This window comes from Exiguobacterium sp. LL15, assembly GCF_024436095.1.
GTDB lineage: Bacteria > Bacillota > Bacilli > Exiguobacteriales > Exiguobacteriaceae > Exiguobacterium_A > Exiguobacterium_A indicum.
Genome location: NZ_JANFNX010000001.1, coordinates 2084715 through 2108544, shown reverse-complemented (window position 1 = coordinate 2108544; position 23830 = coordinate 2084715). Strand labels below are relative to the sequence as shown.

Genomic DNA, 23830 nt, shown 5'->3' with positions numbered 1-23830 from the left:
ACTGAGACCTTCCTCATCCTCCTACTTTAGGTAGAGATGAGGGAGGTTTTAGTATGGGTCGAAAGAGGGATGAAGAAGAAGGAGGTAAAATCAGTTTCTGAAGTGATTTCCGTTTCTTATTGTGAAGGAACTGTGTAAAATAAAGAAGATATGTCACTTTGATGATGGATAATTTTGGGAGGTTTTAATAGATGGCGCGTATTTTATTAGCAGAAGACGAAGATGTCTTACGCATGTTAGTACTCGATACACTAGAAGATGAAGGATATACGATTGACGAAGCGACGGACGGTGACGAAGCGTATCAAAAAATCATGAACGCTGAGTATGATCTCGTTTTACTCGATTACATGATGCCTGGAATGACAGGGATTGAAGTCATCGAAAAAGTCCGACAACATCCAGATAAGCAACACTTAAAAATCATGATGTTGACGGCTAAAAGTCAACAATCAGACCGCGAACGAGCAGAAGAAATCGGAGCGAATTACTTTTTCTCGAAGCCCTTTAGTCCGTTAGAACTGATTGATGTCGTGGGAGGAATACTGAGTGATCACCAAGTGGATTAATCGAAAAATCGGACGTCAACTCATGGCCTCCTTTTATGTCGTATTAGCTACATTGATGATTTCATCATTGATCGTCTACAACTACACCGATACGAAACTGCAGGCGACTCGGGCGAAATTAGAAGATATCCGTGACCGGAGTGCACGTGCGGGTGCTTTATGGGAAGAGTGGCAGGATGTCCAGTTCAACATGCGCGGTTATGCCTTGATGGGGAATGGTGATCTATACAATCAAGTCATGGCTCAACAAGATAAGATTGATCAGCAAACAGAATGGTTCGAAAAAAATGCGATTTATGATCAAGGAAAGGCATTCGCCCAGTCCTCGAGAGAATTGTATGGTTATTATTTCGATGCGATTTTGCCGCTTATTCAATCGTATGTCGAAGCGAAAGAATCTGGAGATGTCACGGAATCCTTCTTAAAAGGAACAACACTTGCTGAACTGCCACTTGGTCAGCGATTATTAGCTGAAGGTAAGATTCAATTAGATGCTCAAGGAAACATTGATGTACTCTCGGAAATCAATAAGAGCGAGCTAGCACTCGGCGGTTATCGTGAATTTTTAGAGGATTGGGCACAACGGACGAGTGACCAACTGGAACGGGAAATCCGGACGACACAGCTGATTTGGTTAGCGAATATCGTCGTCTTACTTGCCGTCTTGATTTTCTTTATTTATCCGTTTATCCGCCGCATCACGATGGAATTATTATCTCTCGTCAAGAACAGTCAACGGCTTGCGAACGGTGAAGATGTTTCGAGCGTCAAAGTACCGAATCGTAAAGATGAAATCGGAATTCTGGCGTTATCCTTCAATCAGATGGCAAGTTCGATTTCCGAGAACAAGCAGCATTTATTAGCGAAAAATGAAGAATTACAAGCGCAACAGGAAGAATTGCAAGCACAGCAGGAAGAATTACAAGCACAGCAAGAAGAACTCGAAGAAGCATTAGAGCTGACGATGCGGAATGAGCAACATCTGCAGTATCGGAATGATTTGACAGAAACGCTCGCGGCGCGTGAGTCGTTGACTGCTTATCCGGAAATCATTGAGAAGCTCGTCACGATCACGGATTCTGAGATTGGTGCATTAGTATTTGTTGATGAAGAAGATAGTTATTCTGTCGTTACGTATGGAATGACGGATGAATTGGCAGAACAGCTGCTTCAAAACGATGCGTCTCTCTTAAAACGAGCTGAGTCACTAAAGTCACCTGTTCATTCTTCTAAACAAGTCGCAAGCAATCATCCATTGCCATATCCGTACTATATGTACGAAACAGCTGTACCGATTCTCGACCCCACTGCAGATGACATCATTGCGTACATCTACCTTGTCCGTTACCGCGATCAGTTTACGAACGAACAGATGCGTGATGTCATGTCCTTCTCCCGCCAATTATCGCTATCGCTTTTACGGATGCGGCTGTTTGACGAGATGACGAAAGAGAAAACGAAGACGGAGCGGATTCTTGATTCGATTCGAGAGGCCGTCATCTATCTTGAACCGGGTAAAGAAGAGGTCTTCGTCAATCGACCATTATACGATTTATTCCCGGAGTTGCGTTACGATGTCCAGACTGAACAGGAGACATTGCAAACGTGCTTAGAAGTCATTCGATCCGTCGTCGACGAACCAGAAGTCTTTAGCCGTTATGTTGATGCAGTTCTGCGTGGAGAATTACCGACTGATAGTTTACAGTTCTCGATTCGAAACGAAACGGTATTCATTCAATTTTATGTCGAGGTGATCCACATCCATCACGTACATAAAGGAACGATGCTCGTCATGCGTGATGTGACGAAAGAGACTGAAATGGATCGTTTGAAATCAGAACTCGTTTCAACTGTCTCTCATGAACTTCGGACGCCACTCTCTTCGATTTACGGATTTACAGAACTCATGCTCAACCGAGACATCGAAGAGTCGCGCCAAGATCGATATTTGCGGACGATCCATTCCGAAACGGAACGTCTTGCGAATCTCGTCAATGATTTCTTAGATGTCCAGCGCATGGAGTCGGGCACACAATCGTATAAAAAAGCATCCGTGAACATCTATACGATTGCTGAAGAAACGACACAATTTTATGCGGCTTCGACACAAGCTCATCGGATTACGTTCCGTCACGAGGGAAATCAGTTGCCTGTCATTGAAGCAGACGAAGAAAAAATCAGACAGTTGCTCAATAATTTATTGAATAATGCGGTGAAATATTCACCATCTGGTGGTGCGATCGATGTCGTACTCACGACATCACTTGATCAAGTCATTCTTCAAGTTCGAGATGAGGGAATCGGGATTCCAGAACAATCGCTGAGTCGTCTATTCGAAAAGTTCTATCGCGTCGATAACTCGGATAGTCGAAAAATTGGTGGGACTGGTCTAGGACTAGCTATCTGTAAGGAAATCGTCACGGGTCATGGTGGAGAAATTCATGTCGAGTCAGTCGTGAAGGAAGGTAGTCTTTTTACCGTCAAATTCCCACTTGTCCAGTCTACACATGTGACAATCTCCTGAAAAAACCATATATCAACAAAATAATACTAGGTGTTCGTCCTGAAATCAGATACGATGAAATAGGAAAAGAAAGGAGGAAATGAAATGCCAATCACAGCATTCGTTCACACACACGTCTTACTTTGGGTACTTTTATTGGTTACGTTCTTCGTCGCTTTTTCGATGTACAAGAACAACAAAAAAGCTGCAAAAGGGATTCATATGGCGTTCCGTCTGTTGCTCTTATTGACGTTCGCGACAGGTCTTTATCTGTACATCAAAATTATGGGGATGTCTGAAAATCCAGACCCACTCTACCATGCGAAGATTACACTTGGCTTACTATCGCTCATCTTCGGAGAGTTGACACTTGTTCGACTTAAAAAAGGAAAAGCTTATTCCGGTTTCGTCATCGGATTCATCGTGCTCGTCCTTGTGACAGTATTCCTAGGCTATTCACTCCCATACGGTATGAAATTCTTCTAAGTTCATGCGGGATCAAAGAGTCCTTTTCGACCTCATAGGTTGAAAAGGACTCTTTTTGTCATGTTCGTTAGTAATTTTTGTTTACAAGTGGTTGTTATTTGGGAAAAGGGATGTATTAAACAGTAGAGAGGGGAACGCTTGTGGCACAGTTGAAGGAATGGACGAAAGTTTTCCGAGCACGAAAATGGATGAAACGCGCAGAACCGGTGTTACCACTTTGGCATGGGTATATCGGTTATAAATATGGATTATTCGATGCTCTTCAAACAGGAGCAACACAAGCAGAGGCACAGCTACGGATGCAGCGTCCGCTGACACAGGAAGCGTTATCCCGCTGGTTCGAAGTCGGCGTTGCAGTCGGTCACTTGAAGAAAAAAGATTTACGCTATACAGCGACTCGCCATGTTCTTCCGGAACTCTCTCAATCAGACGATCGGAGTATCGGATTCATGTTATCGGAAATGATGGAGTTGCACTTGCCAGCATTATTCTCTTATCCTCAATTTTTAGAAGAGGGTCAACAAAAGACTTTTAATGGAGAGGAACATGGAGACATCGTAGCTGAAACTTCAGCTCTCGTTGAGACTGTTGCTTTCCCAGCAGTACGCCATATCATTCGGAGTCGTAATCTGACCTCACTACTTGATATTGGTTGTGCTTATGGTGGGTATCTCCGTAAAATCCATGAGGCATTGCCGGACTTACGACTTGCCGGAATCGATATTGAAGAATCCGTCATCGCAGAAGCAAAACGACGAGATACGAGCGGAGAGATTGATTTTGTCGTTGGAGACATCAAAACGTTTGATGTGAAAGAGACATATGACGGTGTCATGATGAATAATATTTTGTATTACTTCCCGCAACTGGAACGCCTTGCACTATTAAAAGGAGTTCGTCGTTTCGTCAAGGATGATGGAACAGTCATTCTCGTCACACCATTACGTGACAGTTCACATGGTGCACCTTTCTCAGCAGCATTCAATGCCTTCATGACGTTGCATGAGAATCTGTATCCATTACCAAGTAAGGAAGAATTGAAAGAAGATCTAACGAAAGCTGGGTTTGAAAACATTTCGATCACACCATTCTTAAAAGAAGGTGCCTGGTATATCGTCACTGCAAACGCCACTTCCTAAGCGAAGTCTGGCGTTTTTACAGTTGGAAGACAGTTTAAATTTGTTGCTTTTACTATGTGCTTAGTATAATAGTTGAAACGATGAGAGATAAAAAGGAGAGATTTGGGTGAAGCGACGCGTAGCAGTGATTGGAGCAGGACCTGGGGGACTTGCATGTGCCTTGTTATTAGCAGGAAAAGGAGTAGACGTCACCGTTTACGAAAAACAAACGCAAGTCGGTGGACGAACTTCTGCCGTCAAGCTAGGTGACTATACGTTCGATCGAGGACCAACATTCCTTAATATGCCGCATATTTTAGAAAACGTTTTTCACGAAGCCGGTCTTCGGTTAGAAGATTATTTAGATTTAAAGGCACTTGATCCGATGTATACACTCTATTTCAAAGGAGGAACAGAGGAGTTTACGATGACGACGGATCGGGACCGGATGAAAGAGGCAATCGAACGACAATTTCCTGGAAACGGAGAAGGGTACGATCGATTCATGGCAGAGCAAGCACTTAAGCTTGGAAAACTCATGCCAATCTTACAGACACGTCACGATCGGCTGACGGATTACTTATCACCGCGTGTCTTAACGGCACTGCCACGCCTATCGCTCGGACGATCGCTTTATGATGTTTTATCCGATTACTTCACGAGCGAAGAATTGAAGTATTCCTTTACATTCCAAGCGAAATACTTAGGCATGTCAGCTTGGGAATGTCCGGGTGGTTTTTCGATCTTGTCTTACATGGAACATGCTTACGGTGTCCACCATCCGATTGGTGGGATGCATCAAGTACCGCTTGCAATGCAACGTGCGATTGAGGAGCTAGGCGGAACCGTACAGTTGGGTGCGGGCGTCGAACAATTGATTTTAAACGGAAAAGCTGTCGAAGGAGTCATCCTCGAGTCAGGTCAACATGAGTTATTCGATGAAGTCATCATCGGCGCCGATTTCGCACATGCGATGAATCATCTGGTGCCGGAAGGGGTTTTGAAAAAATGGTCCCGACCAAAAATTGACCGCAAAAAATTCTCGTGTTCGACGTTCATGTTATACCTTGGTGTCAACCGGACGTTCGATGCACCACACCATACGATTTACTTTGCAGAGGATTATGAGAAAAACGTTCGCGAGATGACGCAGACTTTAGAATTGTCGGATGACTTTTCATTCTATGTCCAAAATCCATCCGTGATTGATTCAACGCTAGCACCTGAAGGCAAGTCTGCTATGTATGTCCTAGTGCCGGTACCGAACAATTACTCGGAACTTGATTGGTCGATCGAAGGACCAAAGCTACGTCGCCGTGTTCTGGACGCTCTTGAAACGCGTTCACCATATCAAGGGATTGAAGCGGCAATCGAAGTCGAAGAGATGTTCACGCCAAACGACTGGGAAGCGATGGGGATCCATCAAGGCGCGACATTCAATCTCGGTCATCAGTTGACACAGATGATGTATTTCCGACCGCATAATCAATTTGAAGAGCTCGATCATCTGTATCTCGTCGGAGGTGGCACACATCCGGGTAGCGGATTACCGACGATTTTCGAATCCGCGCGTATTACGGCAGAACTCGTGCTCAAAAAAGAAGGGGTGCGGACATGAAGATAGGATTCGTAGGAGCCGGTGTCGGTACACTGCATGCAGCGCTTTTGCTGACAGCAAAACATCCTGGAGTCGAGATTACGATTTTTGAAAAAGAAGCGCATGTCGGTGGTCGATTACGATCCGTCGATTTTGAATCGGGTGGCCGCATCGATGAAGGTCCGACGATCGTTCTGATGCCAGGCAAGTTAAAAGAGCAGTTGGCAGAAGCCGGAGTTACGGGAGTAGAACTTGAACGGGTCGATCCATTGTATGACCTTCACTTCGACGATGGTACGGTCGTTACGAAAGTAGCCGATGTCGTGGATCAAGCGATCGCGATCGAACGTCAATTCGGTGAAGGTCGTGGATTTTATGAATTCATGCATCAAAAAGAAAAGGATTATGAGACGAGTGTATCGAAATTTTTAGAACGTGGTTATCGTCGGAAGACGGAGTTGTTGCACCCAGACATGATGCGTCCATTATTACAGATGCATGCTCTAGAGACTGCACATGACCATTTGAAGCGATACTTCAAGAGTAAATATTTGCGCATGGCATACAGTTTTCCGACATTTTATATCGGCGGAAACCCTTATACAACACCATCGATTTACGGTTTGATTCCGTACCGGGAACAAGCAGAAGGTGTCTGGTATGTAAAAGGTGGCTATTTCTCGCTTGCTGAACGCATGTACGACACATTAGTCGAACGTGGTGTCCGATTCGTCTTCGAAGCACCCGTTGAACGAATCGTCATCGACCAAGGACAGGCGAAGGAAATCGTCTTACAAGATGGCACACAGGAAGCATTCGATCAAATCGTATTAAACGGAGAGTTTCCATTGATGGAACGTCTTGTAGAAGGTAAACAACCTAAGACCTATACGCCTTCAGGCGGTACGCTACTGCTGTATTTCAAGATGAAAGGGAAAGTCGATTTACCGGTGCATCGCTTTTTGATGCCAAACGACTTGGAACCGCTCATGACGAATATCTTTAAAAAAGGACGATTACCAGAACATCCGGCAGTCTATCTGTTCCATCCGAGTCGGATTGACCGTAGCTTAACAGGAACAGACGATAGTGTCGTCTACTCATTAATTCCTTCTCCGCGAGGCTATGGTGTAGAAGATTATGAAGAAGTAGACTTCATTGAGACTGTACTTGAAAAAATCGAGCATCATCATCCGGGATTCCGGGAAAAGATACAAGAAATGAAGATTCGTACACCGAATGATGCACAGGCCTTTGGATTATATCAGGGAGGTAGTTTTGGGATTGCGCCGACGATTCGCCAATCGGCTGCCTTAAAGACACAGGCAAAACCGTATCCGGATATCGATCGATTATATGCCGTCGGTGCATCGGTGCATCCGTGTGGAGGAGTACCAGTCGTCATGATGGGCGCAACGATACTCGTAAACCGAATGGAACAAGAGATGGGGTGGAAACATGAATTCAGTGACGATCCAGAACGCGTATATCAAATGTGAGGAAGTCATTCAGTCCGGATCTAAGACGTTCTATAAAGCCTTTTCACTCTTACCAAAAGCAGATCGACAAGCTGTTTATGCCATCTATACATTTTGCCGGTTCCTCGATGATACCGTCGATGAGTCGGATACGCCGAAAGAGAGTTTACTAGCTTTCTTGAATGAATTCAAACGATTCCGTGATGGCGAAGTATTAGATAAACCGTTATGGATTGCGTTGGCAGACGTATTTGAACGTTATGAAATGGATGAGACACCATTCCTTGAGCTCGCGGAAGGGATGCGTTGGGATATCGAGAAAAATCGTTATCAGACGCTTGAAGAGACAGAGCAATACAGCTACTACGTAGCGAGTACGGTCGGTTTGATGTTGTTGCCCATCCTTGCACCGCAACAGCCTGATCTCCGTAAGTCTGCTATCGATCTTGGAATCGCGATGCAATTAACGAATATTTTACGAGATGTTGGTGAAGATGCAAAACGCGGCCGTATCTACTTGCCTCATTCATGGATGGAGACATACGGTGTCACAGCGGAGTCGTTACTCGCTGGTCGTCCTTCAGGAGACTTCATCGGTCTCTGGGAAGAGGTTGCACTTCGAGCAGAGCATCTGTATGACGCGGCGATTCCATCGTTTGAACGGTATCCACGAGAGAGTCGGCGTGCTCTTAAGGCTGCTGCCTTCCTGTACCGTGGTATACTCGATGCAGCGCGGGATAATCACTATGACGTCTTTACAAAACGGGCATACGTCAGCCGTTGGCAAAAAATGAAGTTACTTGCTACGATTTAATACATGACCATAGAAAAAAGACCTTGGCGGGGACCAAGGTCTTTTTTCTATGGTCTGAGACCGGGGAGTCTCAGATTACTTCTACACCAGAGCGAACATCTGGACTACGAGATAGGTCTGTTTCGACCACGGGGATGGTCTTTTCTTTATCGAGCTATCTGTGGACCAAACGGATGAGACGATCTAAGGGGGAACGTCGTAAGTCATGCGAATGGACACACGATGAGTCACGTGATGAAATGGGTGGGTCCCATTTGATTTCGCTGGTTAGAAAAAGTAAGTTCTTCAACGCTCTTGACTCGGGGAAGTCACCTTGCGCTTGATTGAGGATGTGGGGTCAATCACTACCTCTTGAACTCGAAGTAATCGTATCAAATCTTAGTTGTCCGTACAAGTGATTGATATGCAATTCACATAACGTTCACAGGGTAGCGGCGACAGCAGAGACGATTCGTTCACTTGCTAGTTTTCCTGAAAGCGTCACCATTGGACTACCACCACCAGGATGCGTTGATCCACCGGCAAAAAACAAATTGTGAACATTCTTTGAACGGTTGCTCGGACGGAGGAAAGACGACCGGATGCCATTGGATGACAAGCCGTACAATGAGCCGTGATAGGCAAAGAAGGTTTGTTCGATATCCTGTGGCGTGACCCGTTGCTCAAAGACGACATCGGACGAAATATCAATCCCAAAGGACTGCAATCGTTGATTGATCAGTTGATCATACGTATCAAAATCAATCGCATGTCCAGTATCCGTTGCAGGTGCATTGACGAGCACGAATAAGTTATCACCCGCTTGTCCCATTTCTGGTGCTGTGACGGAAGAATTCGAGATATAGATCGTCGGCTCCTCAGCGTAACGTTTTTCATCAAAGAGTGCCTTGAACTCAGCTTCGTAATCTGAAGAGAAGAAGACGTTATGATGAGCCAGCCCTTCGATCCGACGTGAGAGACCGATACATCGAACATAGGCAGAAATCGACGGTTCGACTTGAGCAGGTGTCGGATTTTTAAAATCAGGTCGTGCCGTTTCTGAGATCAGACGTGGATATTGTGTCAACAAATCACCGTTCATGACGACGAAGTCAACCGGTAGATATTCCAAGTGATTCAATTCAATTTCCGTTGCTTGTCCATCGACGACTTCGATCTGTGTCACTTCATCGCCAAGACGGAAGACGACACCTAGTTCTTTTGCACGTCGGGCGAACCCTTCTGCGATTGCTGTATTACCGCCATTTGTGAAGTAGACACCGTCATTTAGTTCTAAATGAGCGATTAAACTGAAGGTAGCGGGTGTTTGATACGGACTACTCCCGATATACGTCGCATAACGATCGAGTGCCTGAATTAACCCTTTATCCTTAAAGTAGTGCTTATGCAACCCATGAAGGTTTTGAAAGGGATGCACTTTCAACATGTCTCGCCAGAGGGAGGGGCGGATATACGAATCAATATTCGTAAAGAATTGTTGTTTTGCGATCGTATGCAACTTCGCCACTTCTTCTTGGTAACCTGTAATATCGTTCTTCGCCAACTGACCGTTCGTGAAACGATCTACTTCTGTCCGCATCGCTTCGCGTCCAGACGAGAATGTTAATGTTCTTCCGTCGGAAAAGTGATTGACCGTATGACGCTCAAGTTTCGTGAATGTAAAGTACTCATCGGGATCCGCACCGGATTCAAGAATGACAGACTGAAAAACTTCCGGCATCGTGATCGTGTTCGGACCAAAATCGAAGCGATGTCCTTCTGTGACGATCGGCATCATTTTGCCGCCGATATGTGTATTGCGCTCGATGACCGTGACGCGAAATCCTTTTGCTGCTAATGAGATAGCAGCGCTGAGTCCACCAAGACCGGCTCCGATGACAGCTATATGTTTCATGCTACTGATTCCTCCTTATGAATAGGTCCTACCCTTCCATGTGATTTCCCGTTTCCTAAAGCTTCGAATCATCGCACTTGCTAGCAAGATGACATAAAGGAATACCGCCAGTGGATGGAGCCACCAAACATGTCGGATTCGTGCCGCACGATCGATCCGGAATCGTGCTAAATAAAGAAGAATCAGTGCGAAACCCATCTGCCAGGATGGGTGGAGGATGAGATAAGGTAGGACACTTGCTTGAACCAAGTAAAAGAGTAGAAAGTATGATCCGACGATATAAGAATCGTTCATCCCACGAAAGACATTCTTTAGAAAACCTTGCCAGACTTCTTCGTTCGTGGCGTACATATCACAAGAGACTGCTGGGGCGACTTCGACGAGCGTCGTCGTCAACCCATGTTGTTTAAACGTACGACAAAGTTCTAAATCGTCAACGAGAGCCGATTGGATGCTTTCATGTCCACCGACTTGGTCATACGCGTGTCGTTCGACGAGAACGACCATGCCGTTGGCTGCAGCAAAAGCTGGATGCTTCACTTTGCGAAACGGAATCGGAAGATGTTGCGCGATAAGAACATGTTGCATTGGAATCAAACACTTTCCGAGAAACGTCGGTACAGGAAAGGACGGGAAACCGGAAAGGAAAACGGCTCGTTCTGTTCGTAACGTTCCGTATAAGCGACAAATCGCATCAGGTGTCAGTGTTACATCAGCATCGAGAAATAACAGATAGTCCTCTGTCGTTCGTTTCGCGAGTTGATGACATGCATGAACCTTTCCTGCCCAGCCTGCTGGTAAGGGAAGACCATCAATCACTGTAAAACGGTCGTCTTGACCAATCCGATCGAGCAATAACTCACGCGTCCGATCGGTCGAGCGGTCTTCATATAAGTAAACGTGCATCCCTGGTGTCAGAGCAGGTTCTAATGCGTCTAATAATTTTCGTACATTACGTTCCTCATTCCGTAACGGGATACAGATTGCTAGACTATCTGGTTGAACGGGATCCGTTAATCGTGGTAGAAAAGCTAAATTGATCCATGTATAGAGACAGACAGCTAGAGCGAAGAAGAGAAAGAACCAACTCATGAGCGGAGTGCCCGTAACCAGCGCTCCGTTCGTGCAGGAAGTGGTTCCCTTCGGGTAGAGATACAGCGATACAAATCAACACGTTCCGCAATTGCATCTGCTCGAATGTCGTCGTATAAATCAGTTAGTTCTGCTGTCAGTCGTTTTGCCTGAGCACTTGACCGTTCGTCAGGTAATGGATGAAAGCGACGCGTCCGGATATAGACGTCCGGTTGCTGTTCATGACCATATGAATAATAAAAGGCGACGAGAGACACGTGATCCGTATGACGCGTCAAATGTGTGGCACCACTTGCTAAGCGAAGCGGACGGTCCTCTTGATGACGTTCTTCGCCTTGAGGAAACATCCAGACGCTGCTGCCATTTTGAAGTCGTTCTTTTGCATAATGAAGGCTTGTCTTGATATCAGCGAATGATGTCCGGTCAACAGAGAAAGCTCCGAGACGGGAGAAAAACGGGAAACGAGCAAGCCCTGCTTGATCAATCATGACATAGGGGTCGTGATGGAAACAGGTCTGATCCAAATGAAAAAGAATCATACCGTCCCACCAAGAACTGTGTGTAGCAAGCATGAGACCCGGGACAGGTAAATCGTCTGCTCGATATAAAACACGGTGGAAATGACGTCGGATCAAAGCATGATCGACATACGTATGAAATACGGATTCAGCTAATTTGCTTTTGTTTGCTTCTTTCAACGATAACCCCTCGTTTCACAATGAAATAGACGATGAATGCACTTAAGCTGACCAAAGTGATGCCATAGAGACCAGCAACTCCTGCTGTTACACCGAATAAAGTGTGCAACATCAAAAAGAGATACTGATTGTTTTGTTCGAGTGCGGCATCCGTCGCCTTGACTTGATATCGATTGATGAAAAAGGAAAAGACGAGCGCCGTTCCATACCACCCGAAGAAATTCTGTGTCGGAATATCGTAATACCAGCCACCGTCTTGCCAAAGCCAATACGATTTCACGTTAGCAGCAACAGGATCGATCGCTAAATCGAGCCAGACGGCAAACAATGGAACGAGAATCAATGTACTATAGCGAAACGAGAACAAACGGGAGAAAGCGAGACTCGCCCCCATGACCGATAGCCATGCAGCCCCGATCGTAATCGGTACACCTAATAATTTGACACCGAAATCCGACTCGTAACGATATGTTCCGAACGGCCAACCGGTATGGACCCCAATCGACTCAATGATGATCGAACCAAAGAAGATAAAGGGGATGACAAGACGCCCCTTCGGTAAGACATGCCAAAAATAGAGAGCTGCGTATAAGCCGGAAGCGAATAAAAAGACGGCATTGGCCCACTCGAGCCAAGGGGGAAGTAACGAAAAACCGACTAAGATCAAGCCGATGGTGAACCAAATCGAAAAGAAAATCCAAAGACGTTTATGAAACTGCTCCATGCGTGACATTCCTCCATTTCCAAAATAGCTTCTGTCATAAGTATACCCATATATCTTGAAAACGAGCGAGGGAGAAGCGGTCTTATAAAAAAAGTGGTCCGGCTTCTCGCAAGAGAAACCGAACCACTTCCTATCATCATCCGTTTGAATGTTGTTTTTGCTTCTTCTTTTTGATGAACGAGAAAAGGAGAAACGCGATATACAACGGAACAGCAACGAACCAAAACGTCGACCACTCATTGCTACGCGCAATCATGACATACGTCACGTACAGCAACGTAAAGGTGATGACGAACGTATGGCGCGGAACGGGAATGTCTTTAAAACTTGGAATCTTGACACGACTGACCATCAAGAAGGCAAGACCTGTAAAGACGAGTGGAACCATCAAGTCGTTCATTCGTCCGCTAAACAACGTGACGACGGCCAAAATACCACCTGCCGCTGTAATCGGTACACCTGAAAAATAAGCAGATGCCACATTCGTTGCCGATAAATTAAAACGAGCAAGACGAAATGCGCCAAACAACGGGAACAGAGCAGAGATTAGTAAACCAACTTCTCCGAATTCATAGAAATACGTATAGTAGGCCATCATTGCAGGTGCGACACCGAATGTCACGATATCTGCTAATGAGTCCAGTTCTTTTCCGAAGTCGCCTGCTACACCAAGCATCCGAGCAAGACGTCCATCCAGACTATCAAGCATCATCGCGATGACGATTAGTAAGGTGGCATTTTGAAAATCACCTTTTGCTGCCATGACGATGGCTAAAAAACCACAATACAGATTTCCGAACGTAAATAGGTTGGGTATTGAATTACGAACACGATCTTTCCACAAAATGATTCCTCCTGCCACTTCATCGATACTACTCATCATACCATAATTAGGAGATGGAATTCAGCCGTTCGTAAAGAGAATCCCCTGAGTGAAAGATAAAAAATCATGAGGATTCAACCGAACTTGATGTCCACGTTTTCCAGCGGATATGATGATGAATGGTTCATGGATAGCACGATCCGATAAGAGAACCTGAAAATTCTTCTTAGCACCGATTGCAGAGACACCGCCTCGAATATAGCCAGTCAGGCCTTCTAACTCCTTCATCGGAACAAGCGCGACTTTTTTCGAATGCAATGCTTTAGCCGCTGCCTTTAGAGAGAGTTCTTCTTCCCCCGAAATGACGACGAAGACATATTTATTTTCGACCATTTTCAAAACAAGGGTTTTAAAAATGGTCGAAAGGGGGTAATTAATCTTTCTAGCGACGGCTTCAGCAGATAAATCATCAAGATCAACAGGATAATTGAGGGATTCGAAGTCAATCTTAGACTGCTTCAGAAGCCTCTCGACGTTCGTTTTGCTCATGTGTTTCTCCTTTGACGAGTGAGTATTGGACCCATTTCCGTCCATGCCAACGCTTCATGGCGAAAATGCCACGGAACCATTCGTCAGCAGAGAAGGCAATCCAGATTCCAAGTAATCCAAGACCGAAACCAAGACCAAGCGTATAACTGAGGACGACCGCGATTCCCCACATCGATAGAATACCGATGGCGACAGGGAAACGAACATCTCCTGCCGATTTAAGAGTTCCCATGAGCACGATGTTCATCGCGCGACCTGGTTCAAGAATGACGCTTGCCCAGAGTAGTGGGATACCGATTGCAATGATTTCAGGACTCGATGTGAACACTGATAGAATCGATGAACCGAATGAAGCAAGAGCGACAGCTGAGATGAAGCTTGCGAAAACAGCAATCTTCAATGTTTTCACAGCACGTCCATATGCTTGTTCAAATTGTTGCGCACCAACTTGGCGTGCGACGAGTAACTGCGTTCCTTGAGCGATGGCAAGCGTGAATAGGAAACAAAGCATCGTGATGTTTGATACATAAACACGAGCAGACAACGCTGCTTCACCAATTGTTGCGATGAATCCTGTGATGATGAGTTGTGAGAATTGATAGGAGATCCCTTCACCAGCAGATGGGATTCCGATGTTCATGATTCGTTTCACATCTTCACGATTAAAATGAATCAAGTCTTTTACTGTAAAACGTAAAGAAAGTTTGCGGTAAACGACAAAGAACAACACAAGGACAGCGATTGTCCGGGCGACGACAATCGACCAAGCGACACCAGCAACACCGAGAACGGGAATGCCGAAGAGTCCAAGAACAGCGATGACGTTACCAAAAGCACTAACGAAATTCATGAGTAGCGTGACGTACATAGCATTTTTAGTGAATCCATGACTCCGGAGAATCGCACCCAGTGTCAATGAGATGGCTTCTAAGAAAAGGAATAGACCAACGATCTTAATGAACGTTTCGCCATAGACGAGCGTCTCTCCTTCTAACGAGAAAAATCCAAGAAGTTGTCTTCCGAACAACACGACGGTCAGAGAAACGATGAGACCGGTATACAAATTAATCGCAAAAGCAGAACGAGCCGTTTGACGAGCGTTTTGCGTCTTTCTTGCACCGAGGTACTGACCAATGATGATCGTTGCACCGACCGAGGTGATGTTAAAGAGAATAATGAAGATATTCAAAATTTGATTGGATACACCGACTGCTGCAGCAGCGCTATCCGAGTAATAACTTAAAATCAACGTTGCAATGATCCCGAGGCTCATATGCAATGCAATCTCAATGAATAATGGCCACGTAATGTGGAATAAGCTTGGTTGCTTGACTGTTTTCATAAATAAATCCCCTTTGTTTCATAAAACGAATAGTGTTTCTTTATCTTTTTGAAACTATACGCCTTCGATTTTCATAATGAAAGAGGGTTTTTTGTCTTTCATCGAAAAAAAAGAGATTTAAAAGGATTTTCATAAAATATCACGAATACATCATAATGAACAATCATTCATTTTTTAAAGGTAGGGGAATCCGATGAAACGAGAAATGCATTATGTCGTCAAGGATCAAATCGCAACGCTAACGCTAGCTCGACCTAAACAACTGAATGCATTAACGTCGAATTTACTAGAAGAGTTGGCAGACGCTCTAGAAGAAGCGAATCAGGATGAGGAAGTACGTGTCATCGTCTTGACTGGTGAAGGACGTGGTTTTTGTGCAGGACAAGATTTGAAAACCGTCTCGCCTGAGCTCGATCATGGTGAATATCTACAACAGTATTATCATCCTGTCGTTCGGGCGCTCGCTAAATCGAAAAAACCGACGATCGCTGCCATCAATGGTGTAGCGGCAGGTGCCGGTTTGTCACTAACGCTCGCCTGCGATTTCCGGCTCGTCCACGCTGAAGCGAAATTATCGCTCGGATTCATCAATATCGGTCTTGTCCCGGATGCAGGAGCGCCGTATTTCTTACCCCGGCTAATCGGTGCGGCAAAAGCAACGGAGCTTGCGTTACTCGGTGACACGATTTCAGCAGAAGAAGCCGTTTCGCTCAACCTAGCAACACGAAGTATCGAATCAGAGAAATTTGTAGAAGAGGTCACAGCGTTTGCTCGTCAGCTGGCAGATCGTCCGACAAAAGTGATCGGGTACATCAAGCAGCTGCAAGCAGCGAGTTATGAAAATAACTTGGAGGAAATGCTTGCTCAAGAAATCATCTATCAGTCACGTGCTGGAAAAACGGAAGACCATCGCCATGCTGTTGAATCCTTCATCGAAAAAAAACGCCCTGTTTTTGTCGGACGATGAATCGAGCATACTTTATAGAAGAAAGACGTCGGAAACGCACGATGCGCCGACGTCTTTTTAATTCAATTTCTTTTTGATTTTTCGTGCGGTCGCATGTGTACGGTTCGTCAATCCTGTAGAGATACGGAATAGTAGAATTCCAAGAAAAGCAGAAACAAAAATGTATATCCCGGTCAACGTCACGAATGCACCACTAGCGAGCGTGATGAAAAGTATCGAAAATTCACCACGTGGACCCAGACAAAAGCCAGATTCGATCGCATGATAATTCGATAAACCAAAGGACCTTCCGCCGAGGTAACCGACTAAAAATTTAGAGACGACTCCCCAAATGACAAGAGCGAAGAAAAATAGATCAATCGGTAATCCGTCAGTCAACTCGAATGACATTCCGAACGTGATAAAGAACAATGGTAATAATAAGTCTTGGAACGGAGTGACTAGTCGTCTAAGATAACGCGTCTCATCCAGTTCGGTTAACAGAATACCGATGATGAAGGCGCCAAGTACTTCTGACAATCCGAATAAGATACCGATACCGGAAAATAACAAGATTAACCCGATGATTCCGATGCCGGCATCAGGATGACGGTAGAGTGAATCGACGAGACGTTTCCGTCTTCGGATGAATAACGTCATGATGATTAAAGCAATGAATAAGAAGGCGAACCCGAGAAAGATGATGCTGATTTTGGCAACCGAGAACATCTCAGTCCCTAAAACGAACGGGGCCGTTGTCAGTAGGATTGGTGCCATCAAATCTTCGAAGACGAGTAAGGACAGCACGAAGCGATTCACATCCTGATGTTTATCCGGTTCCCGATCGAGCAGCCGAGCAGAAATCGAAGAACTCGTCGCATATAAGACACAGCCAATCAAAAACGATTCGGCGACTGAAAAGCCAAACGATAGGGTCAACAGGATAGTCCCACCAAACGAAAGTAGAATATCGATGACTCCTGCTTTCCAAATGGAACGGAGCTGAATCAGCAAGTCCGCCACTGAAAATTTTAGACCAAGTAAAAAGAACAGGACGATGATGCCCGCTTCTCCTCCGAGTTTCAGCTCTTCGGGAGGGTCATAATAAAATCCAAGGACGATTCCGATCAAGATGAAGGCCAGAATACTCGGAACATGGAATCGTTCACTCAAATAACTGATCGTAAATAAGCCGATGAGGATGAGACCGGCGTAAAAGAAAATTTCCATGGAGGATGTCCTCCTTTCTGTACCCTATACCCTAATTCGCTGGCATTCATTAACTCGTTTCTCTCCTGGAGAACGGATACAGAAAAAAGCCTGGACACAAAACTTCTTTTTCAGAAGGTGAGTGTACAGGCTTTTAAATGGTTATAAGACTTGAACGATCGTTCCAGAATACGCAGGGAGAGAGACATCAAGCGTCTGCTGGTGCGTGTTCGTCAATAAATCAAGCCCCCGACCAGCTTGTGGAGCGGTCAACGAAACGGGAGCATCTGAATTGTTGAAGTAGATATAATATAATCCTTCCGGGCTCATGCGACGCATGATGATTGTATTCGTCTCATCATTCGCGTGAACGAAAGAGATATGTCCTTTGTTCGCAAGCGTCTTATGTTGCTTTCGAAGCTGTAGCAAGTGTCGTGTATAGGCGAATAACTCCTGATCCTGCTCCTCTGGATCCCACGGCATACATTTTCGGCAGCCTGGATCTTGATCGCCATCGAGACCGATCTCATCACCATAATAGATGACCGGACTACCCGAGAACGTCAACATCGATAACAAGAGAAGACGAAGCTTCTGTTTGTTATTCCCAGCACGTGTCAACGCACGCGGTGTATCGTGTGATCCGATTAGATTGAAGGTCACTTCATTGACATTCATCGTGTTTGAGAACAACACATGCGACATATCGTTCGCATATGAGCTTGCTTTAGTCTTATCTAAGGCAAAGAAGTTCAAAGCGGCATTCGTAAATGGATAGTTCATGACGGCGTCAAACTGGTCACCGAGCAACCATTCCTGTGAGTCATGCCAAATTTCACCAAGGATATACGTGTCAGGGTTGACTTCCTTGACGACTTGACGGAAATCACGCCAAAATGCGTGATCGACCTCGTTGGCGACGTCGAGTCGCCAGCCATCGATTCCGAATTCTTCGACCCAGTAGCGGGCGACATGGAGTAAGTATGACTTTACTTCATCGTTCTCGGTATTGAATTTTGGCATCTCAGGTACAAAAGCAAATGTATCGTAGTTCGGTAGCGGCTCGGTCACGAGTGGGAAATCGCGCAGATGGAACCATTCTTTATAGGTGGAACGACTACCATGTTCACGAATATCAGCGAATGCTTTGTGGTGGAAGCCGGCATGATTGAAAACGGCATCTAGCATGATACGAATGCCATGTGCGTGTAACAAATCGACCATTTCCTTGAATTTCTCTTTCGTACCGAACTGTGGATCAATTTCTAAGTAATCGATTGTGTCATATTTATGATTCGATTTCGCCAAGAAGATAGGGCAGAAGTAAATACCAGTGATACCAAGTTCAACGAGATAATCGATGTGATCGATGACCCCTTGGAAATCTCCACCGAAAAGATTCGTCGTCGTCGGTGCTGTACTATTCCATGGGAGTGTACCAGCTGGATCATTCGTCGTATCGCCATTTGCGAAGCGATCTGGGAAGATTTGATACCAAACCGTATCCTGGACCCAATCTGGTGCAGTGAATACGTCGACTGCATTAAGAAAAGGAACGCAGAAATAGTAGCCAGTATCATCGAGCGGTTTTTCGTCGAACCATCCACGTTCCGTGAATACATGACTCGTTGAACCGTCATGGAGACGGAAACCATATCGTAGACGACGGAAGGGAGGTACGACATCGATGAACCAATAATCGTATAACTCATCTGATCCACTTCGCTTCATCGGTGTTTCAAATGTATTCCAGTAGTTTGATTTTGAGGGATCGAAGTTCCAATCGGCAGCATCCGGATTTTCAGTATGCCAATCGTATGGATCGCCCCATATCAAATCGACGCGATCAACGTCATTTTTTTTCGTTTGTAAACGGATGTGGATTGTTCGCTCATCATATTTATAGACGAACGGAGACATCGCACGGTGAAACACAGCTTCTTTGAACATGGCAGTCACTCCTTAACGCAATCGCTTGCATCATATTGATTATGTCTTCGACCTAAGAATAGTAAAGCGCTTTCTTAAAGTCAATTCCAATCCAGTGAAATCAAGGATTCCTGATAAAAGTCGAGAGTATGATGCAATCGTTTGCATCATGTTGTGCAAACAATAAAAATGAAAACGTTTTCTTTTTATGCACTTATTCTATCTAGCATTTGATTCAAATAATGAAATCAAAAATAAAAAGTTTTTGAAATGTAAGAAAATAATTGAATAAAAGGACTTGTCAAAAGGATTTTAGATTGTATAATAAAAATGTAAAGGTGATGCAAACGTTTTCATAAAACGCTTACAACCACTCGGTTGTTATCATGAGAAAATGGTTGTGCCTTTATGCAAACGTTGTGCATTAAAACTTATCATTCATAAGTTAACTTGGGGAGGAAATTTCAATCATGGAAATGAAAAAATTCGTAGCAGGTCTCTCTGTATCTGTCATGGCAATCGGTGCACTTGCAGCATGTGGCGGTGGATCAGACTCTGAATCATCATCTTCAGATTCAGGTAGTAAAAAACCAAGCAAGATCGTCATCTGGGAAGACACTGAAAAAGCTGAAACGACTAAAGCAGCAGCTAAAGCGTTCGAAGAAAAAGAAGGCGTCAAAGTCGAAGTCAAAGAAGTTAAGATGACAGATCAGCAGAAGAAAGTAGCACTTGACGGACCAGCAGGTAAAGGACCGGATATCATGCTTCTTCCACACGACCAAATCGGTACAGTCGTTGACCAAGGCTTGATCGCAGAGCTCAAGGATGGCGAAAAAGCACTTGAGCCATTCATCGATACAGCGAAATCAGCAGTAACGTTTGACGGTAAAGTCTACGGATATCCGAAAGCAGTTGAAACACCAATCCTCCTTTTCAATAAAGATGAATTAAAAGAAGCACCAGCTTCAATGGACGATCTGTACAAGATCTCAACAGAGCAAAAGAAAGACGGCAAATACGGATTCCTCGCGCTTTGGGATAACTTCTACTTCGCACACGGTCCAATTGGTGGCTACGGCGGATATGTCTTCAAAGACAACGGTGGCAAATTGGATCCAGCAGATATCGGCTTGAACAACAAAGGTGCTGTCGAAGGTATGGATTACATCGGCAAGTGGTACAAAGAAGGTCTCTTCCCGAAAGGTCTTATCGGTGGTGGCGGTGGTCAAGCACTTGACCAACTCTTCGGCGATAAAAAAGCTGTTGCTGTCATGAACGGTCCATGGGCAGTTGCGAGCTATAAAGAAAAAGGCATCAATCTTGGAGCTTCAGCACTTCCGAAACTTCCAAACGGTGAGCCGATCAAAACATTCGTTGGTGTAAAAACATACGCGATTTCAGCATACTCGGAAAATGCAGAGTGGGCTGAGAAGTTCTTGGCATCACTCACAGGTGAAGAAAACGCTAAAGCAATGTTCGAAAAATACAATGAAATCCCACCAGTTACTGCTCTTCAAGAAGATGCAGCAATCAAGGATAACGAAGTCGCAGCAGCAGTCTTCGCACAATCACAAAACGGTGTGCCAATGCCGAACATCGCTGAGATGGGTCAAGTTTGGGAACCAATGGCAGCAGCACTTCAGCTTGTTGCAACAAACAAACAAGACGCACAAAAATCAGCTGATGATGCTGTCAAACAAATCAAGCAACAAATCGAAGCTAACAATCAATAAGCGTAAATGGAACGCGTGAATCCATGAAAAAGAGATAAAGAGAGGGGGATCTTGGATTCCCCCTCATCTTTATGGTTGGAAGAGAAGCCTGAGGTCAGACATGACCTTTGGAAAGGAGAACGGACGATGGCTGCGATTGCAACACCACACCCGACGAATCCAACGCCTGAAAAAAAGACGAACCACCGCACGATTGCGGCGCTGATGTCGATCATTCCAGGAGTAGGACAACTATACAATAAACAATTCCTTAAAGGCGCGACATTTTTTGTCGTCGTACTATCATATTTTCTCGTCAACTTTGAACTGTTCTTCAAAGGAGCCGGAAATGGTCCTGGCGATCGCGGAGCGGTCTGGGGCTTGATTACACTCGGTGAGGTACCAGGCGTAAGGGGGGATCACTCGATCTTTCTAATGGTCGAGGGCATCATTGCCTTGATTTTACTTGTCTTTGGTATCGCCATTTACGTCTGGAACTTTATCGATGCGTATCGAATCGGTAAGTTGCGCGACATGAACCTCGAAGTACCTTCCTTGAAGATGCAACTACGGAATTTCCGTGATAATGGATTCCCGTATGCGATGTTGATTCCTTCATTAGTACTTTTAGTGTTCACAGTCGTCTTACCGTTGATTTTTACTTTCTTGATTGCTTTTACAAACTATAAGTTCAACAACTCGCCTCCAGCGAAATTGGTCGACTGGATCGGGATTCAAAACTTCTTGAATATCTTCACGGTTGATATTTTCCGCGACACATTCGTCAGCGTTCTTGGTTGGACGCTTGTCTGGACCGTCGCTTCGACGACAGGTGTCATCGCGATCGGTATCGGACTGGCAGTCTTACTGAACCAAAAAGGACTCAAAGGAAAACGGTTCTTCCGTTCCATCTTGATCCTGTCATGGGCAGTACCAGCCTTCATCACGATCTTGATCTTCCGCTCGATGTTCAATGAGACATTCGGTGTCTTCAATACGACGTTATTACCAGCAATCGGTCTTACTGACGGTGTCGACTGGATGACAGATCCGACGTATACGAAGCTTGCCTTGATCGGGATTCAGTGGTGGTTAGGTTTCCCATACATCATGACACTGACGACGGGAATCTTGCAGTCGATACCAGAAGATCTTTATGAGGCAGCAACAATCGACGGAGCGACAGCAGGAGAGAAGTTCCGCTTGATCACATTGCCGATGATTCTTTTCGCAACAGCACCGATCTTGATCACGCAGTATACGTTCAACTTCAATAACTTCAATATCATCTATCTCTTCAACAACGGTGGACCGGCAGTACCAGGTCAATCGGCTGGTGGAACGGATATCTTGATTTCGTGGATTTACAAATTGTCGCTTGGCGCGAACCCGCAGTATGGATTCGCAGCAGCGATCACGCTTGTGTTGTCGTTCTTCATCATGACGATTGCCGTCATTCAGTTCAAGCGTTCAAAATCATTCAAAGATGAGGATATGATCTAATATGAGAAAACAAAACCGAATCAACATGGCGTTGTCATATCTCATTTTGACGGTCGCCTCCATCATTATCGTCTATCCACTCCTTTGGGTTGTTGGTACTTCACTCAACCCAGGGAAAAGTATTACATCGGATATCTTCCCAAGTAATCCGACTTTGATTCACTACTTCGATTTGTTCGATCCATCAAAAACGGATTATGGCATGTGGTATTTAAACACAATCAAGATTGCCGTCATCACGATGGTCGTCTCCGTCGCTCTAATCACGTTAACAGGATACATTTTTTCACGCTATCGCTTCGTCGGTCGGAAAAATTCACTGATCTTGTTCCTCGTGTTGCAGATGGTACCGCAATTCGTTGCCATTATTGCGATTTATGTCTTGCTTAATATGTTAGAATTGTTTGATACGCATCTGGCGCTTATCCTACTCTACTCGGGTGGAGCGATTCCAATGAATACGTATCTTGCAAAAGGATATTTCGATACGATTCCAAAAGAACTCGATGAGGCGGCGCGGATGGATGGTGCCGGTCACTTACGAATCTTCTGGCAAATCATCTTACCGCTCGCAAAACCGATGGTCGCCGTCATCGCGTTGTTCAACTTCATGGCACCATTCAACGACTTCATTTTAGCATCGCTCGTCCTGCGTTCTCCTGAGAAACAGACACTTGCGGTCGGGTTGTACAACATGGTGTCGGAGCAGTTCGACAATAACTTCACGTTATTTGCGGCAGGTGCCGTATTATCAGCAGTTCCAATCGTTCTTCTCTTCTTCGCATTCCAGCGCTTCTTCGTGTCTGGATTGACGGCTGGTGGAACAAAAGGATAATCATAAGGG

Annotated in this window: 20 protein-coding genes; 11 read left to right on the top strand and 9 right to left on the bottom strand. The window is 45.0% G+C overall.

The window, feature by feature from the left end:
* Positions 1-191 precede the first annotated feature (191 nt).
* The 7 genes from NOM72_RS10980 to NOM72_RS10950 all read left to right on the top strand — a co-directional run bounded on the left by NOM72_RS10980 (position 192) and on the right by NOM72_RS10950 (position 8565).
* Complete coding sequence (locus tag NOM72_RS10980; protein WP_023467390.1) at positions 192-569, top strand: response regulator; 378 nt, start codon at positions 192-194, stop codon at positions 567-569.
* On the top strand, positions 550-3093 hold the full coding sequence (locus tag NOM72_RS10975; RefSeq protein ID WP_035398451.1) for a HAMP domain-containing sensor histidine kinase: 2544 nt from the start codon (positions 550-552) through the stop codon (positions 3091-3093). Before NOM72_RS10980 ends, NOM72_RS10975 begins: the two co-directional genes overlap by 20 nt.
* Positions 3094-3177: 84 nt before the next feature.
* Positions 3178-3558 carry a DUF1516 family protein gene (locus NOM72_RS10970; RefSeq protein ID WP_023467392.1) on the top strand — a complete coding sequence of 127 codons (381 nt, stop codon included), beginning with the start codon at positions 3178-3180 and terminating at the stop codon, positions 3556-3558.
* Between the two features lie 188 nt (positions 3559-3746).
* Positions 3747-4697 (top strand): class I SAM-dependent methyltransferase, encoded by a 951-nt coding sequence (locus NOM72_RS10965; RefSeq protein WP_255999164.1) that lies wholly within the window; start codon positions 3747-3749, stop codon positions 4695-4697.
* Positions 4698-4803: 106 nt separating this feature from the next.
* Positions 4804-6294, top strand: coding sequence for a phytoene desaturase family protein (locus NOM72_RS10960; protein WP_255999163.1), 1491 nt, complete (start codon positions 4804-4806; stop codon positions 6292-6294).
* Positions 6291-7772 (top strand): phytoene desaturase family protein, encoded by a 1482-nt coding sequence (locus tag NOM72_RS10955; RefSeq protein ID WP_255999162.1) that lies wholly within the window; start codon positions 6291-6293, stop codon positions 7770-7772. The genes NOM72_RS10960 and NOM72_RS10955 overlap by 4 nt, the downstream gene beginning before the upstream one ends.
* On the top strand, positions 7732-8565 hold the full coding sequence (locus NOM72_RS10950) for a phytoene/squalene synthase family protein (protein WP_055966987.1): 834 nt from the start codon (positions 7732-7734) through the stop codon (positions 8563-8565). The genes NOM72_RS10955 and NOM72_RS10950 overlap by 41 nt, the downstream gene beginning before the upstream one ends.
* Positions 8566-8986: 421 nt before the next feature.
* On the opposite strand, the gene NOM72_RS10945 is transcribed toward NOM72_RS10950, so the two are convergent.
* The 7 genes from NOM72_RS10945 to NOM72_RS10915 all read right to left on the bottom strand — a co-directional run bounded on the left by NOM72_RS10945 (position 8987) and on the right by NOM72_RS10915 (position 15687).
* Positions 8987-10459, bottom strand: a complete 1473-nt coding sequence (locus NOM72_RS10945) for a phytoene desaturase family protein (RefSeq protein WP_035398446.1) — start codon at positions 10457-10459, stop codon at positions 8987-8989.
* Between the two features lie 15 nt (positions 10460-10474).
* A complete protein-coding gene (locus NOM72_RS10940; RefSeq protein ID WP_255999161.1) occupies positions 10475-11551 on the bottom strand; it encodes a glycosyltransferase family 2 protein in 1077 nt (358 codons plus the stop codon).
* Complete coding sequence (locus NOM72_RS10935) at positions 11548-12249, bottom strand: lysophospholipid acyltransferase family protein (protein WP_023467399.1); 702 nt, start codon at positions 12247-12249, stop codon at positions 11548-11550. The genes NOM72_RS10940 and NOM72_RS10935 overlap by 4 nt, the downstream gene beginning before the upstream one ends.
* Positions 12218-12973, bottom strand: a complete 756-nt coding sequence (locus tag NOM72_RS10930; RefSeq protein WP_255999160.1) for a carotenoid biosynthesis protein — start codon at positions 12971-12973, stop codon at positions 12218-12220. The genes NOM72_RS10935 and NOM72_RS10930 overlap by 32 nt, the downstream gene beginning before the upstream one ends.
* A 136-nt stretch (positions 12974-13109) precedes the next feature.
* Positions 13110-13856 (bottom strand): CDP-diacylglycerol--serine O-phosphatidyltransferase, encoded by a 747-nt coding sequence (pssA, locus tag NOM72_RS10925; RefSeq protein WP_174316042.1) that lies wholly within the window; start codon positions 13854-13856, stop codon positions 13110-13112.
* A 21-nt stretch (positions 13857-13877) separates the two neighbouring features.
* A complete protein-coding gene (locus tag NOM72_RS10920) occupies positions 13878-14345 on the bottom strand; it encodes an aminoacyl-tRNA deacylase (RefSeq protein WP_023467402.1) in 468 nt (155 codons plus the stop codon).
* A complete protein-coding gene (locus NOM72_RS10915; protein ID WP_055966974.1) occupies positions 14305-15687 on the bottom strand; it encodes an MATE family efflux transporter in 1383 nt (460 codons plus the stop codon). The genes NOM72_RS10920 and NOM72_RS10915 overlap by 41 nt, the downstream gene beginning before the upstream one ends.
* Before the next feature lie 193 nt (positions 15688-15880).
* Here NOM72_RS10915 and NOM72_RS10910 point away from each other — a divergent pair, with 193 nt between their 5' ends.
* The gene (locus NOM72_RS10910) at positions 15881-16654 is read left to right on the top strand and encodes an enoyl-CoA hydratase/isomerase family protein (RefSeq protein ID WP_035398437.1); all 774 of its coding nucleotides are present in this window, start codon (positions 15881-15883) and stop codon (positions 16652-16654) included.
* Positions 16655-16711: 57 nt separating this feature from the next.
* Here the strand turns inward: NOM72_RS10910 and NOM72_RS10905 are convergent, their stop codons facing one another.
* A complete protein-coding gene (locus tag NOM72_RS10905; RefSeq protein ID WP_255999159.1) occupies positions 16712-17863 on the bottom strand; it encodes a cation:proton antiporter in 1152 nt (383 codons plus the stop codon).
* Positions 17864-18004: 141 nt separating this feature from the next.
* The gene (locus tag NOM72_RS10900) at positions 18005-19792 is read right to left on the bottom strand and encodes a glycoside hydrolase family 13 protein (protein WP_075642001.1); all 1788 of its coding nucleotides are present in this window, start codon (positions 19790-19792) and stop codon (positions 18005-18007) included.
* A gap of 455 nt (positions 19793-20247) precedes the next feature.
* Here NOM72_RS10900 and NOM72_RS10895 point away from each other — a divergent pair, with 455 nt between their 5' ends.
* The 3 genes from NOM72_RS10895 (at position 20248) to NOM72_RS10885 (ending at position 23821) form a co-directional block, all read left to right on the top strand.
* Positions 20248-21504, top strand: a complete 1257-nt coding sequence (locus tag NOM72_RS10895) for an extracellular solute-binding protein (RefSeq protein WP_174316741.1) — start codon at positions 20248-20250, stop codon at positions 21502-21504.
* 126 nt (positions 21505-21630) lie between these two features.
* Positions 21631-22986, top strand: a complete 1356-nt coding sequence (locus NOM72_RS10890) for a carbohydrate ABC transporter permease (protein WP_255999158.1) — start codon at positions 21631-21633, stop codon at positions 22984-22986.
* 1 nt (position 22987) lies between these two features.
* A complete protein-coding gene (locus NOM72_RS10885) occupies positions 22988-23821 on the top strand; it encodes a sugar ABC transporter permease (protein ID WP_023467409.1) in 834 nt (277 codons plus the stop codon).
* Positions 23822-23830: the final 9 nt, after the last annotated feature.